Origin of the sequence: Halomonas sp. JS92-SW72 (genome assembly GCF_003547075.1) — a bacterium.
Lineage (GTDB): Bacteria > Pseudomonadota > Gammaproteobacteria > Pseudomonadales > Halomonadaceae > Halomonas > Halomonas alkalicola.
The window spans coordinates 366,015-379,897 of the sequence record NZ_CP032147.1 but is presented as its reverse complement, the minus strand read 5'-3'; the positions used below and the strand labels follow the sequence as shown (position 1 = coordinate 379,897).

The following is a 13,883-nucleotide window of genomic DNA, read 5'->3' as shown; positions in this document are numbered from 1 at the left end:
GCAAGGCCTCGGGATCATTATCGTGTCCGTAGTGTAACGGGGAGCTCCCCGTCCCGGAGCAGCAAGAGTGTTGAGATTTGTCACCGGGCTCTCTGACGCCCGGCACCTGGCGCGCCGTCTTGGCACAGTGGCTCACAGCACCGGCGCCAGCAGATAAGAGGCACGAGCGGCGACCCGGTGCCAGAGCGGGTGGTGATCGATCTCGTCGGCACGCATCCTTCTCGACTGGACAAAGTCACGCTCGAACATGGCTTCGACCTCGGCGGCGAAGCCGGGATCCATCACCAGCGCGGTGACCTCGAAGTTGAGTCGGAAGGAGCGGTTATCGAGGTTCACGGTGCCGACCGCCGCGCCGATATCGTCCACCAGGAAGGCCTTGCCATGCAGGAAGCCCCCCTCGTAGCGGTAGACCTTGACCCCCGCCTCGAGCAGCGAATCGAGGAAGGCGTAGGCGGCGAAGTAGGTCAGCGGATTGTCCGGCCGCTCGGGGATCAGGATCCTCACGTCCACGCCGCTCAGGGCAGCCAGCTTGAGCATCGAGAGCACCCCCTCGTCGGGCACGACGTAGGGGCTGGAGATCCAGATTCGCTCATGGGCGGCGTGGATCGCCTGCTGGATCATCAGGCTCGCGGTCTCGAAGCGGTCCGCGGGCCCGGTGGGCAGTATCAGCACCGGCATGCCGTGGTGGCTCGGCACCACCGGCGACCAGGGCAGCTCGGGCAGTTCCTCCGTGGCCCAGTGCCAGTCCTCGAGGAACACCAGCTGCAGCGCCAGGGCCGCCGGCCCCTCGATCATCAGGTGGGTGTCGCGCCAGGGGCCGATGCGCGGATGGCCGTGCAGGTACTCGTCGCCGACGTTGAAGCCGCCCACCCAGGCCCGCTCGCCGTCGGCCACCACGATCTTGCGGTGGTTGCGGAAGTTGAGCTGGAAGCGGTTGCCCGTGCCGCGGGTGGAGTGGAAGCGGTGCACCTGGACCCCGGCCTCCTGCATCGCCCTGAGATAGCTCCCCGGCAGCGCATAGCTGCCGATCTCGTCATAGAGGAAGAAGACCTCCACCCCCTGCCGCGCCTTCTCGATCAGCCTTGCCTGAAGCGCCCTGCCCACCGCGTCGGCGCGCACGATGTAGAACTGCACCAGCAGATAGCGCTCGGCGGACTCGATGCCGGCGAACAGGCTCTCGAAGGTCGCCTCGCCGTCGATCAGGAGCGCCACCCGGTTGCCGCCAAGGAACGGCAGCTTGGCCAGCTGCTCGACGCCCACCAGGTGCTTGTCGCTGTGGGCGGCGGAGACGCCGTGGGCGCGTAGCTCCGCCAACTTGTCGGCCAGCGCCTGGCCCAGCGCCGAGTCCTCGTCGCGCCGCGCCGAGACATAGCCCTGGAACCGCGCGCGACCGAACACCCAGTAGGTGGGCACCGCCACATAGGGCACGGTGTTGAGGGAGACGATCCAGGCGATGGCCCCCTGGGAGGTCCGGCTCGACATCATCGCATCCAGCGATGAGGCCAGGCCCACCAGATGAGCGATACCCATCACCAGCAGAATCCGGCGCCAGGGGCGACGTCGCCTTGCCTGAAGCGTCATCGGGAAGCGGCTTCCACCGCCGGCTGACGCCGCGACCAGCCGATCAGCGCCGCGCCTGCCACCATCATCGGCAGGGTCAGCGCCATGCCCATGGTCACCCAGCCGAAGGCGATGAAGCCGATATGCGGATCGGGCAGGCGCACGAACTCCACGGCGAAGCGAAAGACACCATAGAGCAGCAGGAAGAGCCCGGAGATCAGCCCGGTGCGGCGCGGCTCGCGGGAGAGCCACCAGAGCACAGCGAACAGCACCAGCCCCTCCAGAGCGAACTCGTAGAGCGCTGTGGGGTGGCGCGGCTCCGGTCCCATGTGCGGGAAGGGCATCGCCCAGGGCAGCTCGCTGACCCGGCCCGGCAGCTCGTGATTGATGAAGTTGCCGATCCGCCCCGCCCCCAGGCCGATCGGCACCAGCGGCGCGATGAAGTCGGTCAGCGACAGGAAGCCGAGCCGCTTCTTGCGTGCGAACAGCCAGGCCGCCACCAGCACCCCGATGAGGCCGCCGTGGAAGCTCATGCCCCCCTCCCAGAGTCGCAGCAGCCAGAGCGGGTCGGCGAGCCACTGCTCGCTGCCGTAGAAGAGCGCATAGCCCAGGCGGCCGCCGAGCACCACGCCGACGGCGCTGTAGAAGATCAGGTCGCCGATGTCGTCGTGGGTCAGGTCCAGGCGATGCGCGCGAAGACGCCCCAGCCACCAGGCGGCGACGAAGCCGACCACGTACATCAGGCCGTACCAGTGAATCGCGAACGGCCCGAGGCTGATGGCCACCGGATCGATATTGGGATATTGCAGCATCTCGTTCTCCTCTCGGGCGTTCCCGAGGTGGCAAGGCCCCCGGGGCGCCTCGGCAACAGGGGTGGCCTCAGCTCACGCGGATCGTCGCCATCATGCCCAGCTCCTCGTGCTCGATGATGTGGCAGTGGAACAGCCAGTCACCGGGCTCGCGGAACACCATGCGGAGTGTCAGGCGCTGGTAGGGCGCCAAGTTAACGGTGTCCTTCCAGGCCAGCCAGGGCGCCTCGCGCCACTCGCCGTCGGCATCGCGGGTGGCGATCACCTGGAAGTGGGTGCCGTGCACATGGAAGGGATGATCCATGTGGGAGTTGTTGAAGACCTCCCACTCCTCCACCTCGCCGACCCTGCCCTCGAAGAGGATCTCGTCCATGGCGAAGGCGCGCCCGTTGATCAGGAAGTCCACCTCCGGGCGGGCATCGCCGCCCTGGCCGGCTCCGTGGGCCGCATGGCCGGCGCCCGGGCCATGGGTACCATGGTGGCTGCCGCTGCCGCCGCCATGCGCGGCATGGGGGTCATGTCCTGCCCCATGGCCGGCATGGGGGGCACCGTGGCCCGCGCCGTGGTCGTCATGGCCCGGCATCACCTCGGTGAGCTCCACCTGGCGACGCACGTCCGGCTCGCCCAGGGGCTCGACGCGCCCCAGCCGCTCCGGCAGCGCCACCGGAGGCTGCACCCCGGCATTCAGGGTATGGAGCGTCAGCAGCGGCGCGACCCGATCCAGGTGGGAGGGCCGTTCGCCCATCCAGCCCCGCTCGTAGGGATGGCTGGCCAGCTGGAACCGTCCCTCGGCCTGCTCGCTTACCCGCACCAGCAGGTCGGCGCGCTCGCCCGGGGTGAGCAGCAGCTCGTCGAGGGGCTGCGGGCGCTCGATCAGCCCGCCGTCGGTACCGATCAGGGTGAGTTCGTGCTTGTCCAGGCGCAGGCGCAGATAGCGCCCGGCACAGGCATTGATCAGACGCAGGCGCAGGGTGGTGCCCGGCGCCACGTCCAGGCGCGGCTCGCGCTGGCCGTTGACCAGCAGCAGCTCGCCTTCGCGGCCGTTCATCCAGTCCTCGGCGGTATGCGGTGCCACCTCACCGTTCGCCATCAGGCGCAGGTCGCTGACCACCAGCAGGTGCTCCTCCACCTCGAGGGGGAGCCGATCCTTGGGCGGACGCACCAGCAGCGCCCCGGCCAGGCCGTGGGCCACCTGCCTGGCGGTGCCCTCGTGGGGATGCGGATGGAACCAGTGCAGGCCGGCGCTGCCGGCAGGGAAGGTGTAGCGGTACTGGCGCGACTCGCCCGGCGCCACGGCGTCCCAGGGGGCGCCATCCTGGGCCTTTGGCACCGGCACGCCGTGCCAGTGCAAGGTGGTCTCCTGCGCCAGCTCGTTGAACAGGGTGATGTCCAGCTCATCCCCCTCGCGCACCTCGATCAGCGGCGCCACCTTGCCGTTGTAGAGCCACAGCCGGGCCTCGAACTCGTCGCCGAGCGGCACCGCATGGGGGGCCGGCGTCAGCGCGCTGCGAAAGCGGCCGGCCGTCTCGCTCAGGTTGGCAAGGCGCGGCAGGGGCTGGAGGGGCTGCCCGCCCGGCGGCGTCGGGGCGAGCCCGACGGGCGGCGCCGAGTGGGGAAGCTGACGAGAAAGGGCATAGCCCATGGTGCCGGCCGTGGACAGTACCAGGGCGCTCAGCGCCGAGTAGCCCAGAAATTCGCGACGTTTCATCAAGTGATCCTCGTGGCATGAACACGCTCACCGCGGGGCAGTCGCCCGCGGCGCCATCAGGGGAAGAGAGGTTCAGGCGCGAGGAGGCCGCTCGAAGGGAGCGGGAGGACCAGAGGGAGTGCCCAGGCCGGGCCCGGACAGAGGAATAGAAGCTGCCACCGCGTCATCGGCCAGCCGAGCCATGGAGGCGACGCACTGGGCGCAGGGCGAGCCGCAGGACGATGCCGCGGGGACATCGGGCTCCCCCGGGTCGACCATTGCAGACAATTCCCATGTGACCGCTGAATCCTGCCCGACCAGACTCTCGATACAGGTGGCATCCCCATGATGCCCGCCCGCGGCAACGGGCGGCGCCATGGCCAACACCAGGGCCATCAACAGGCTGAGAAGCCAGTGAGAGGAGAGTCGACGCATGGAGTAAAGCGGCCTTGTGAGCCAGTTGGGGAGACGAGTATTTCACGGCCTCGGGCCCCTCGCAACCTGGGCCCTGCCCACAGGTTTACCATCGGAGATCCTTTGACATGAATCAATGGACAGCTGGCGCTGCTGGACTAGGGTAAGGGCTACACGACACCGACAAGCGGGACACCGTCATGCAGCCTCAGGCGCCCGGGCAGCGCACAGCACCCCGCCAGGGAGGACTCCCCCTCTGGCTCGGCGCCGTGCTCATCCTGGCGCTGCTGCAGGTCGCCCTGATGGCCAGGGCCCAGACGACGGAGCCTGTCCATCCTGTCGACCCACCGGTGCCGGGCCTCGAGCTCGCCCTCGGCGAGGCCGCGTCGAAGGCCTGGCTCAGCACCCCGTCCGAACTGCCCCACTGCCATCATGAACATGCCTGGCGCCCCACCACGGGCGTACTGCCCCGCAGCGAGGCGCCGGATGCCACTCCCGACCCGTCGCCTCCGATCGCCTCCGTCGCCGGGCCATCCGTGCACCTCACCTCGGCACTTGACCACATCCTTCCTGGGCCCGCCTCTCCCCACACCGTTCCCCTCTACCTGCTGACACAGCGCTTCAGGTCCTGAGTCCTGGGTGGTTTCCCAGACACTCAGTCGTAGTCGCACGGCATTGACCTCTGTGCCGCACATAGCCGGAATACTGTGAGCATTGGCCCTCGACGGGACCAACCGAAAAATGCTGATATTCTAAATCAGCCCGATCTCCATCAGCAATTGTTAACGCACCCTAGCCGCCTTCGCGATTCGATGAGGTGTGCGCGTGACCCTGCTACGTCTGGAACAGCTGCAACTGGCCTACGGTACCCAAGTCCTGCTCGACGGCGCCGACCTGGTGCTGGAGAGAGGGGAACGGCTGGCCCTGGTGGGGCGCAACGGCACCGGCAAGTCGACGCTGCTCAAGCTGGTGGCCGGCGAGATCCTGCCCGATGGCGGCACTCTCTGGCGCGCCCCGGGGCTCAAGATCGGCGTGCTCGCCCAGGACCTGCCCGAGGCCTCCGGCCAGACCATCTTCGACGTGGTCGCCGGCGGCCTGCCCGAGGCCGGCGCGCTGCTCTCCGAGTACCACCACCTGATCCATGAGGACGAGCCCGACATGCGCCGCATGGCCGAGCTGCAGACGCGCCTCGAGGCGATCGACGGCTGGTCCTTCCACCAGCGCATCGACGTGGTGCTGACCCGCCTGGGGCTGCCCGAGGACGCCGAGATGGCCGCGCTCTCCGGCGGCTGGCGCCGGCGCGTGGCGCTGGCCCGGGCGCTGGTGGCGGAGCCGGACCTGCTGCTGCTCGACGAGCCCACCAACCACCTGGATCTCGACACCATCGCCTGGCTCGAGGAGCAGCTGGCCGCCTTCAACGGCGCGGTGCTCTTCATCACCCACGACCGTGCCTTCCTGTCGAAGCTGGCCACGGCCATCCTCGAGCTCGACCGTGGGCGCCTCGGGCGCTACCCGGGGGACTACGCGAAGTACCAGGCCCAGAAGGCCCACGAGTTGGAGGTGGAGGCTCGCGAGAATGCCGAGTTCGACAAGAAGCTTGCCCAGGAGGAGGCGTGGATCCGCCAGGGCATCAAGGCGCGGCGCACCCGCAACGAGGGGCGGGTGCGGGCCCTGGAGCAGCTGCGCCGCGAGCGCGGTGAGCGCCGCGAGCGCCAGGGCAAGGCCAGCCTCAGCGTGGACAGCGGCGAGCGCAGCGGCAAGCGGGTGGTGGCCCTGGAGCACGTTACCCAGCGCTTCGGCGACGAGGCGGTGATCCGCGACCTTTCGCTTGAGATCCAGCGCGGCGACCGCATCGGCTTCATCGGCCGCAACGGCGCCGGCAAGACCACCCTGCTCAAGATCCTGCTCGGCGAGCTTGCGCCCAGCGAGGGCAAGGTGCAGCTCGGCACCAAGCTGCAGGTGGCCTACTTCGACCAGCTGCGCGGGGGGCTCGAGCCCGAGAAGAGCGTCTACGACAACGTGGCCCAGGGCAGCGATCGGGTCACGGTGGGCGGTCGCGACCGTCATGTGATGAGCTACCTGCAGGACTTCCTGTTCACCCCGGAGCGGGTCCGCCAGCCGGTCAAGGCACTCTCGGGGGGGGAGTCCAATCGCCTGCTGCTGGCCAAGCTGTTTACCCAGCCGGCTAACGTGCTGGTGCTGGACGAGCCCACCAACGACCTCGACGTGGAGACCCTGGAGCTGCTCGAGGAGCTGCTGCTCGATTTCGACGGCACCCTGCTGCTGGTCTCCCACGACCGCGCCTTCATGGACAACGTGGTGACCAGCGTGCTGGCCTTCGAAGGGGAGGGACGGGTGCGCGAGTACGTGGGCGGCTACACGGACTGGGTGCGCCAGGGCGGCAAGCTGCCCCCGGCGCCATGGGAGGGAGCCGCCCGCCAGCGGGCCGAGCCGTCCCGGACCGCCGAGGAGATGGCCGAGCAGTCGCCGCCGACCTCGAAGGCGACAGCGGCGAAGGAGCCCTCAGCGGGGGGAGGGAAAAAGCCCGCCAAGCTCTCCTACAAGCTGCAGCGCGAGCTCGACGCCCTGCCGGCCGAGATCGAGCGGCTGGAAGGGGAGGTCGCTGCGTTCGAGGCGAAGGTGGGCGATCCGGCCTTCTACCAGCAGGACGCGGCGACGGTCACGGCCACCCTGGAGGCACTCGGAGCCCGGCAGGCCGAGCTGGACGCCGCCATGGAGCGGTGGATGGAGCTGGAGGCCCTCGCCGCCGGGGAGTAAGTGATGATTCGCTACTGCGCTAGATATATTGATCGCCGGCGGTGCTCGGAATCCTCATGTAGCAGGCTACACTCCGGTTCCTGCGCTCCGGCGGCGACCAACCTATCTTCGCTCGTCACGCGAATCCTGCACTTCCTCAAAATGAGAAAGGCTTTTGGGGGGCAGCAGTAGATTACTCGGCGCTCTCGCCCTTCTTGCCCACACGAACTGCGAGGACATCGCACTGGGCGCCGTGCAGCACACCGGTGGAGGTGGAGCCCAGCAGCAGGGCGAAGCCGTGACGGCCGTGGGAGCCGACCACGATCAGGTCCACGTCATTCTCCTCGGCGAAGCGATGGATCTCGGTGTCCGGCATGCCGACCAGCACATGCTGGTTCTCCTTGGCCACGTGGGGGTCGGCGATCTCGGCCAGGCGCTGCTTGGCATGCTCGTCGAGCTGGTCCTGGATGCTGGTGAGATCCATGGGGATGTCGCCACCATAGGCGAAGCCCAGCGGCTCCAGGGTGTGCATGATGGAGAGCTTGGCATTCTGGTTGCGCTCGGCGATCTGGGCCGCGCGCTCCAGGACCTTGTGGGAGTCCTTGGTCAGGTCCACGGCGACCAGGATGTGGCGGTATTCGTTGCTCATGGCAGGGCTCCTAGTGGATATCGAGATGAAGCAGGATGCCTTCACTCTAGGCCGCCTGACACGGCAAGACAACGACTTGTATCAAGACTCACGCATCAACCCGATCTGGAGATGGCGATGACCTGGTTCTTCATCCTCTTTGCCCTGCTGCTGGTGGTCTCGCCGGTGATGTGGCTCAAGCCCAGTCCGCGGCAGCGGCGCATCTCGGCGCTGCGCACGGCGGCGATCAAGACCGGGCTCACCGTCAAGCTGGAGAAGCCCCCGCTGCATGGCATCGAGACGACCATGCCCGCCTATCGCTGGCGCTATCCCCAGGAGCGCCCCGGTCCCGATTTCGTGCTGGTGCGTGACGACCACGCCAGCGCGGCGCTGAAGGCCTTCGCGCACGGCTGGCGCTGGCGACGGGAGCCGCTTCGCCCGCTGCCCGAGGCGCTGGAGGCCCGGCTCAGGGCGCTGCTGGAGCGGCTGCCTCAGGATGCCGTGGTGGTGGAGTCCCACCGGCATGCGCTGACGCTGTGGTGGTGGGAGTCCCAGGACTTCCCGCGCTTCTCCACCTACCTGGAGGACTTCGTGGCGCTGCGTGATGGCCTGGCCGGGCGACCGGACGACGGCGCCGTCTCGGTGCCCCTCGGGCAGCCCCGGGCCTAGCCCCGGGCCTTCTCCTCGGCGTCGCGGGCCTGGATGGTCAGGCCGTTGTCCTCGATGCGGGAGAGCAGTTCGGCCAGTGTCGCCAGGTCCTGGTCGCTCATGCCCGCGAACATCTCGCTGCGGGCCTCGCGCACCACGGCGTCGATCCGCTCGAGCAGCGGGGTGGCCTCGGGGGTGAGGAAGACCCGCTTGGTGCGGCGATCCTGGTCGCAGGGGCGCCGTTCCACCAGTCCCTGGCGAGAGAGCTGGTCGAGGGTACGCACCAGGGAGGGGGCCTCCACGCCGATGGCGCGAGCCAGGTCGCACTGGGGCTGACCGTCGCCGAGTCGCCACAGGTGGTAGAGCGTCACCCAGCGCGTCTGGGTCAGGCCCAGGGGCGCCAGGCGCTCGTCGATGATGGCGCGCCACAGGCGTGGCAGGCGGCCGAGCTGGAAACCGATATTTTCATGCATGAGTCTGGGCATTCCATGGGCGTTCGCTGGATTTTGTGAACTCGACGCGTGGAATGCAAGCGGGCTTATCATTTCACTCCGTCCGTCACTCTTCCCCGGCGCCGCCATTTACCCCGGCGGGGGTGTCCCCCTGGTCTGCCGCCGGCTCCGCCGCCGGGCCGTCGTCGCGCCGGCCCGGCACCAGACGACGCAGGCCCAGCCCCTGCACGCCGCTCAGCAGCTCCCGCCCGTCGGCCAGACTGGCCTCCCCGTCATCGGTCACCCGGAAGCGTATGACCCCGATGCGCTGACCGCTGTCGGTCATCACGTCGATCCGCCAGCGCCCCGCGGGGTCGTCCGGGAAGTTCTGCTTGCGGCTCCAGGCCCGATAGCCCGCCTCCCGGCCGCCCTCGATGGTCAGCGCAATGCGATCGACCTCCTGCCCCTCCTGGCGCCAGACATGGAACACCTCCTCCCTGAGCCCACGCGGCGCGCGGATCGCCGTATAGGCGTAGAGCCCGCTTCCGGCCAGCGCCTCGGGCGTCAGGCGCAGCTCCCCTCGGGGGCTCCTCGTTGCCACGTCGAAGGCGGGGGAGAGTGCCGCACTGCCCAGCCAAAGGTTGGCCGGTGGCACCCAGATGCGTCCCGCCCAGGCCAGGCCGGCGAGCAGCGGCAACAGGGTCAGCATCATCAGCCAGCGGCGGCCGCGCTGCCCGGCGGTGAGGTGCAGCAGGCTCGGCAGGCTGAACAGCAGCATGGCGCCCAGCGCCAGCTTGAGGCTCTGGCCGGTGGTGAGCTTGAGCATGATCGGCAGGGTGACCAGCACCACCAGGAAGACGCACTGGGCGTGGAAGGCGAAGTAGAGCCAGCGGAAGCGGTCCGCCACCCGGTAGTAGAGTGGATCGACGATGGAGAACACCGCCAGGCCGATCAGCAGGAGGGTGAAGAGCGCCTGGCCGCTGGTCCAGACGGTGGTGGCCAGCAGGAAGGGCAGCGAGAAGAACAGCGTCTCCTGGTGGATCATCTGGGCGATGAAGAGGGTCACCCCGTGGGGCAGGGTGGGGTAGCCGCGACGGGCCATCAGCCGGCCGATCAGGCTCTCGAACAGCAGCAGCAGCCAGGCGGCCAGCATCCCCAGGGCCAGCAGGGCTCCCAGCCACTGCTGGCGATCCACCAGGAAGAAGCTGCCGAGCCCCGCGCCGAAGGCCACGGGGGGCCACAGCCAGCTCCAGGGGCGCAGGCGTTCGACCAGCGCCTCGATGCGCGCCTGCAGCTGGCTCACTCGGGGTGCCTCCGGTCGCTGGTCAGGCCGGGGGGAGGATGGGGGCATGGCGCGCGGCTACCCTGTGGGGTGTCATCGTGAAGCCTAGCACCCGGGGGTGATGAGAGGGGCGTCGAGGCATCGGCGACGGGGGGGTTGACGCGCCGGCGTTCGTGACCCAAGCTGTGCGCATTCAAACGGCCGTATGAAATCGGGAGATTCGCGGATGATCTATCAGGGCAATGCCATCACGGTGACGCGCGGCGGCGACGATATCGCCACGCTCACCTTCGACCTGCAGGGCGAGTCGGTCAACAAGCTCTCCAGCGCGGTGATCGCCGAGCTGGAGCAGGCGGTCAAGGCCATTCAGGCCGAGAGCGGCCTGGCCGGACTGGTGCTGGCCAGCGCCAAGGAAGCCTTCATCGTCGGTGCCGACATCACCGAGTTCCAGGCCATGTTCGGCAAGGGCGGCGAGTTCCTCGAGTCGATGCTGCACCGGGTTCACGGCATCTTCAATGCCATCGAGGACCTCCCCTTTCCCACCGTTACCGCCATCAACGGTCTGGCCCTGGGCGGCGGCTGCGAAGTGCTCCTGACCACCGACTTCCGGGTGATGGGCGACAAGGCCCAGATCGGCCTGCCCGAGACCAAGCTCGGCATCCTGCCCGGGTGGGGCGGCTGCGTGCGCCTGCCGCGCCTGATCGGCGCCGACAACGCCATCGAGTGGATCGCCGGTGGCACCCAGAACCGGGCCGATGCCGCTCTCAAGGTGGGGGCCGTGGATGCCGTGGTGCCGGGTGAGCAGCTCGAGGCCGCCGCGCTGGACATTCTCGCCCGGGCCAACGCCGGCGAGCTGGACTACCGCGCGCGCCGCGAGGAGAAGATGCAGCCGCTCAGGCTCGGGCCCATCGAGCAGATGATGGCCTTCGAGACCGCCAAGGGCTACGTGGCCGGCAAGGCGGGGCCCCACTATCCGGCGCCCGTCGAGGCGATCAAGGTGATCCAGAAGGGGGCCGGCGAGGAGCGCGCCCGGGCCCAGGCCATCGAGGCCAAGGCCTTCGCCAAGCTGGCCATGACCGAGGTGGCCTTCAACCTGGTCGGCCTCTTCATGAGCGATCAGGTGGTCAAGAAGAAGGGCAGCCAGTTCGAGAAGCAGGCGCGCCCGGTCAAGCAGGCCGCCGTGCTCGGCGCCGGCATCATGGGCGGCGGCATCGCCTACCAGAGCGCCTCCAAGGGCACCCCGATCCTGATGAAGGACATCAAGGAGGAGGCAATCCAGCTGGGGCTCAAGGAGGCGCGCAAGCTCTTCACCAAGCAGGTGGAGCGCAAGAAGCTCACCCCCGAGCAGATGGCGGAGAAGCTGGCCAATATCCGCCCGACGCTGACCTATGGTGACTTCGGCAGCGTCGACCTGGTGGTCGAGGCGGTGGTCGAGAACCCCAAGGTCAAGGGGGCGGTGCTCTCCGAAGTCGAGGGGCTGGTGGGCGATGAGACCATCCTGGCCTCCAACACCTCCACCATCTCCATCACCCGCCTGGCTTCGAGCCTCAAGCGTCCCGAGAACTTCTGCGGCATGCACTTCTTCAACCCGGTGCACCGCATGCCGCTGGTGGAGGTGATCCGCGGCGAGAAGACCAGCGATGCCGCCGTGGCTGCCACCGTGGCCTACGCCCGCGCCATGGGCAAGACCCCCATCGTGGTCAACGACTGCCCGGGCTTTCTGGTCAACCGCGTGCTCTTCCCCTACTTCGGCGGCTTCAGCCAGCTGATGGCTCAGGGGGCCGACTTCCAGCGGGTCGACAAGGTCATGGAGAAGTTCGGCTGGCCCATGGGTCCCGCCTACCTGCTCGACGTGGTGGGCATGGACACCGCCGTGCACGCCGGCGAGGTGATGGCTGAGGGCTTCCCGGAGCGGATGGGCAGCCTGGGCGGTAATGGCGAGAAGAGCGCCATCCAGGCGATGTTCGAGAACGACCGCCTGGGCCAGAAGAACGACAGGGGCTTCTACGCCTACGAGGAGGACCGCAAGGGCAAGCCGAAGAAGGTCAGCGACGAGGCCGCCATCGCCCTGGTCAAGAGCGTGGCGAAGGAGAGCCGCGAGTTCTCCGACGAGGAGATCATCAGTCGCATGATGGTGCCGCTCTGCCTGGAGACCGTGCGCTGCCTGGAGGACGGCATCGTCGGCACGCCCGCCGAGGCGGACATGGCGCTGATCTACGGTATCGGCTTCCCTCCGTTCCGCGGCGGTGCGCTGCGCTATGTCGACGCCATGGGCGTGGAGGCCTTCGTCAAGCTGGCCGACGACCTCGCCGAGGAGCTGGGGCCGCTCTACGCCCCCACCGAGAAGCTGCGCGAGATGGCCGCTGCCGGCGACACCTTCTACGCCGCCCCGGCCCAGGCCTGAGCCCACCACCACGAACAGGAGTAACAGAACGATGAGCTTGAACCCGAGAGATATCGTGGTGGTCGACGGCGTGCGCACCGCCATGGCCAAGGCCAAGAATGGCGCCTTCCGCCACGTGCGCGCCGAGAACCTCTCCGCCGCGGTGATGGAGGCGCTGCTGGACCGCAACGCCGGCGTCGACCCCAGCGAGATCGATGACATCATCTGGGGCTGCGTCAACCAGACCCTGGAGCAGGGCTACAACGTGGGCCGCAACGCGGCCATCATGACCCGCATTCCGCGCAGCGTGCCGGCCCAGACCGTCAACCGGCTGTGTGGCTCCTCCATGAGCGCGCTGCATCTCGCCGCGGCCAACATCAGGGCCGGCATGGGCGACGTCTACATGGTCGGTGGCGTGGAGCACATGGAGCATGTCTCCATGATGCACGGCGTCGACGTCAACCCGTCGGTGAGCAAGCATGCCGCCAAGGCGGCGATGATGATGGGCCTGACCGCAGAGCTCCTGGGCAAGATGCACGGCATCTCCCGCGAGGACCAGGACGCCTTCGGCGTGCGCTCCCACCAGCGCGCCCAGGCCGCCATGGAGAAGGGCTACTTCGACAATGAGATCATCGGCGTCGAGGGCCACGACGAGCGCGGCTTCAGGATCCTGTTCAAGCGCGACGAGGTGATTCGCGCCGATGCCAGCCTCGAGAAGATGGCCCAGCTCAAGCCGGTCTTCGACCCCCGGAGCGGCACCGTGACCGCCGGTACCTCCTCGGCGCTCTCGGTGGGTGCCTCCGGTATGCTGGTGATGAGCCATGAGCGCGCCCAGGCGCTGGGCCTCGAGCCTATCGCTCGGGTGCTCTCCACCGGGGTGGCGGGCTGCGACGCCTCCATCATGGGCTACGGCCCGGTGCCGGCCTCGAAGAAGGCGCTGAAGGCCGCCGGCCTCACCGCCGACGACATCCAGACCGTCGAGCTCAACGAGGCCTTCGCTGCCCAGGGCCTGCCGGTGCTCAAGGACCTCGGCTTCCTCGATGCCATGGACGACAAGGTCAACCTCAACGGCGGCGCCATCGCGCTGGGCCACCCGCTGGGCTGCTCGGGCACGCGAATCTGCACCACCCTGCTCAACGTCATGCAGCAGCGCGACACCACCCTGGGCCTGGCTACCATGTGCATCGGCATGGGGCAGGGCGTGGCCACGGTGTTCGAGCGCCTGAAGTAGGCGCTTACGGCCATCCGACAGACAGCGGCGGCGCCCTCGGGCGCTGCCGCTGT

At 68.5% G+C, this 13,883-nt stretch carries 10 protein-coding genes; 4 read left to right on the top strand and 6 right to left on the bottom strand.

Annotation, left to right across the window (positions count from 1 at the left end; genetic code table 11):
- Positions 1-132: 132 nt before the first annotated feature.
- The 3 genes from cls to D1793_RS01770 all read right to left on the bottom strand — a co-directional run bounded on the left by cls (position 133) and on the right by D1793_RS01770 (position 4,077).
- Positions 133-1,581, bottom strand: coding sequence for a cardiolipin synthase (gene cls / locus D1793_RS01780; RefSeq protein WP_119020618.1), 1,449 nt, complete (start codon positions 1,579-1,581; stop codon positions 133-135).
- Positions 1,578-2,372 carry a prolipoprotein diacylglyceryl transferase gene (lgt, locus tag D1793_RS01775; protein WP_119020617.1) on the bottom strand — a complete coding sequence of 265 codons (795 nt, stop codon included), beginning with the start codon at positions 2,370-2,372 and terminating at the stop codon, positions 1,578-1,580. Before lgt ends, cls begins: the two co-directional genes overlap by 4 nt.
- Positions 2,373-2,439: 67 nt before the next feature.
- A complete protein-coding gene (locus D1793_RS01770; RefSeq protein ID WP_119020616.1) occupies positions 2,440-4,077 on the bottom strand; it encodes a multicopper oxidase family protein in 1,638 nt (545 codons plus the stop codon).
- Between the two features lie 1,218 nt (positions 4,078-5,295).
- Here D1793_RS01770 and D1793_RS01760 point away from each other — a divergent pair.
- Positions 5,296-7,248 (top strand): ATP-binding cassette domain-containing protein, encoded by a 1,953-nt coding sequence (locus D1793_RS01760; protein ID WP_119020614.1) that lies wholly within the window; start codon positions 5,296-5,298, stop codon positions 7,246-7,248.
- 172 nt (positions 7,249-7,420) lie between these two features.
- On the opposite strand, the gene D1793_RS01755 is transcribed toward D1793_RS01760, so the two are convergent.
- Positions 7,421-7,876, bottom strand: a complete 456-nt coding sequence (locus D1793_RS01755; RefSeq protein WP_119020613.1) for a universal stress protein — start codon at positions 7,874-7,876, stop codon at positions 7,421-7,423.
- A 117-nt stretch (positions 7,877-7,993) separates the two neighbouring features.
- Here D1793_RS01755 and D1793_RS01750 point away from each other — a divergent pair, with 117 nt between their 5' ends.
- Positions 7,994-8,524, top strand: coding sequence for a preprotein translocase subunit YajC (locus tag D1793_RS01750; protein ID WP_119020612.1), 531 nt, complete (start codon positions 7,994-7,996; stop codon positions 8,522-8,524).
- Here D1793_RS01750 and slyA read toward each other — a convergent pair.
- Both slyA and D1793_RS01740 read right to left on the bottom strand, forming a co-directional pair.
- A complete protein-coding gene (gene slyA, locus D1793_RS01745; protein ID WP_119020611.1) occupies positions 8,521-8,976 on the bottom strand; it encodes a transcriptional regulator SlyA in 456 nt (151 codons plus the stop codon). The two genes, D1793_RS01750 and slyA, sit on opposite strands and share 4 nt — an antisense overlap.
- A gap of 85 nt (positions 8,977-9,061) precedes the next feature.
- The gene (locus D1793_RS01740) at positions 9,062-10,285 is read right to left on the bottom strand and encodes a DUF5924 family protein (protein ID WP_119020610.1); all 1,224 of its coding nucleotides are present in this window, start codon (positions 10,283-10,285) and stop codon (positions 9,062-9,064) included.
- Positions 10,286-10,442: 157 nt separating this feature from the next.
- Here D1793_RS01740 and fadB point away from each other — a divergent pair, with 157 nt between their 5' ends.
- Entirely contained in the window at positions 10,443-12,620 is a 2,178-nt protein-coding gene (fadB, locus tag D1793_RS01735; protein WP_119020609.1) for a fatty acid oxidation complex subunit alpha FadB, read from the top strand.
- A 31-nt stretch (positions 12,621-12,651) separates the two neighbouring features.
- A complete protein-coding gene (gene fadA / locus D1793_RS01730; protein ID WP_119020608.1) occupies positions 12,652-13,830 on the top strand; it encodes an acetyl-CoA C-acyltransferase FadA in 1,179 nt (392 codons plus the stop codon).
- Positions 13,831-13,883 lie beyond the last annotated feature (53 nt).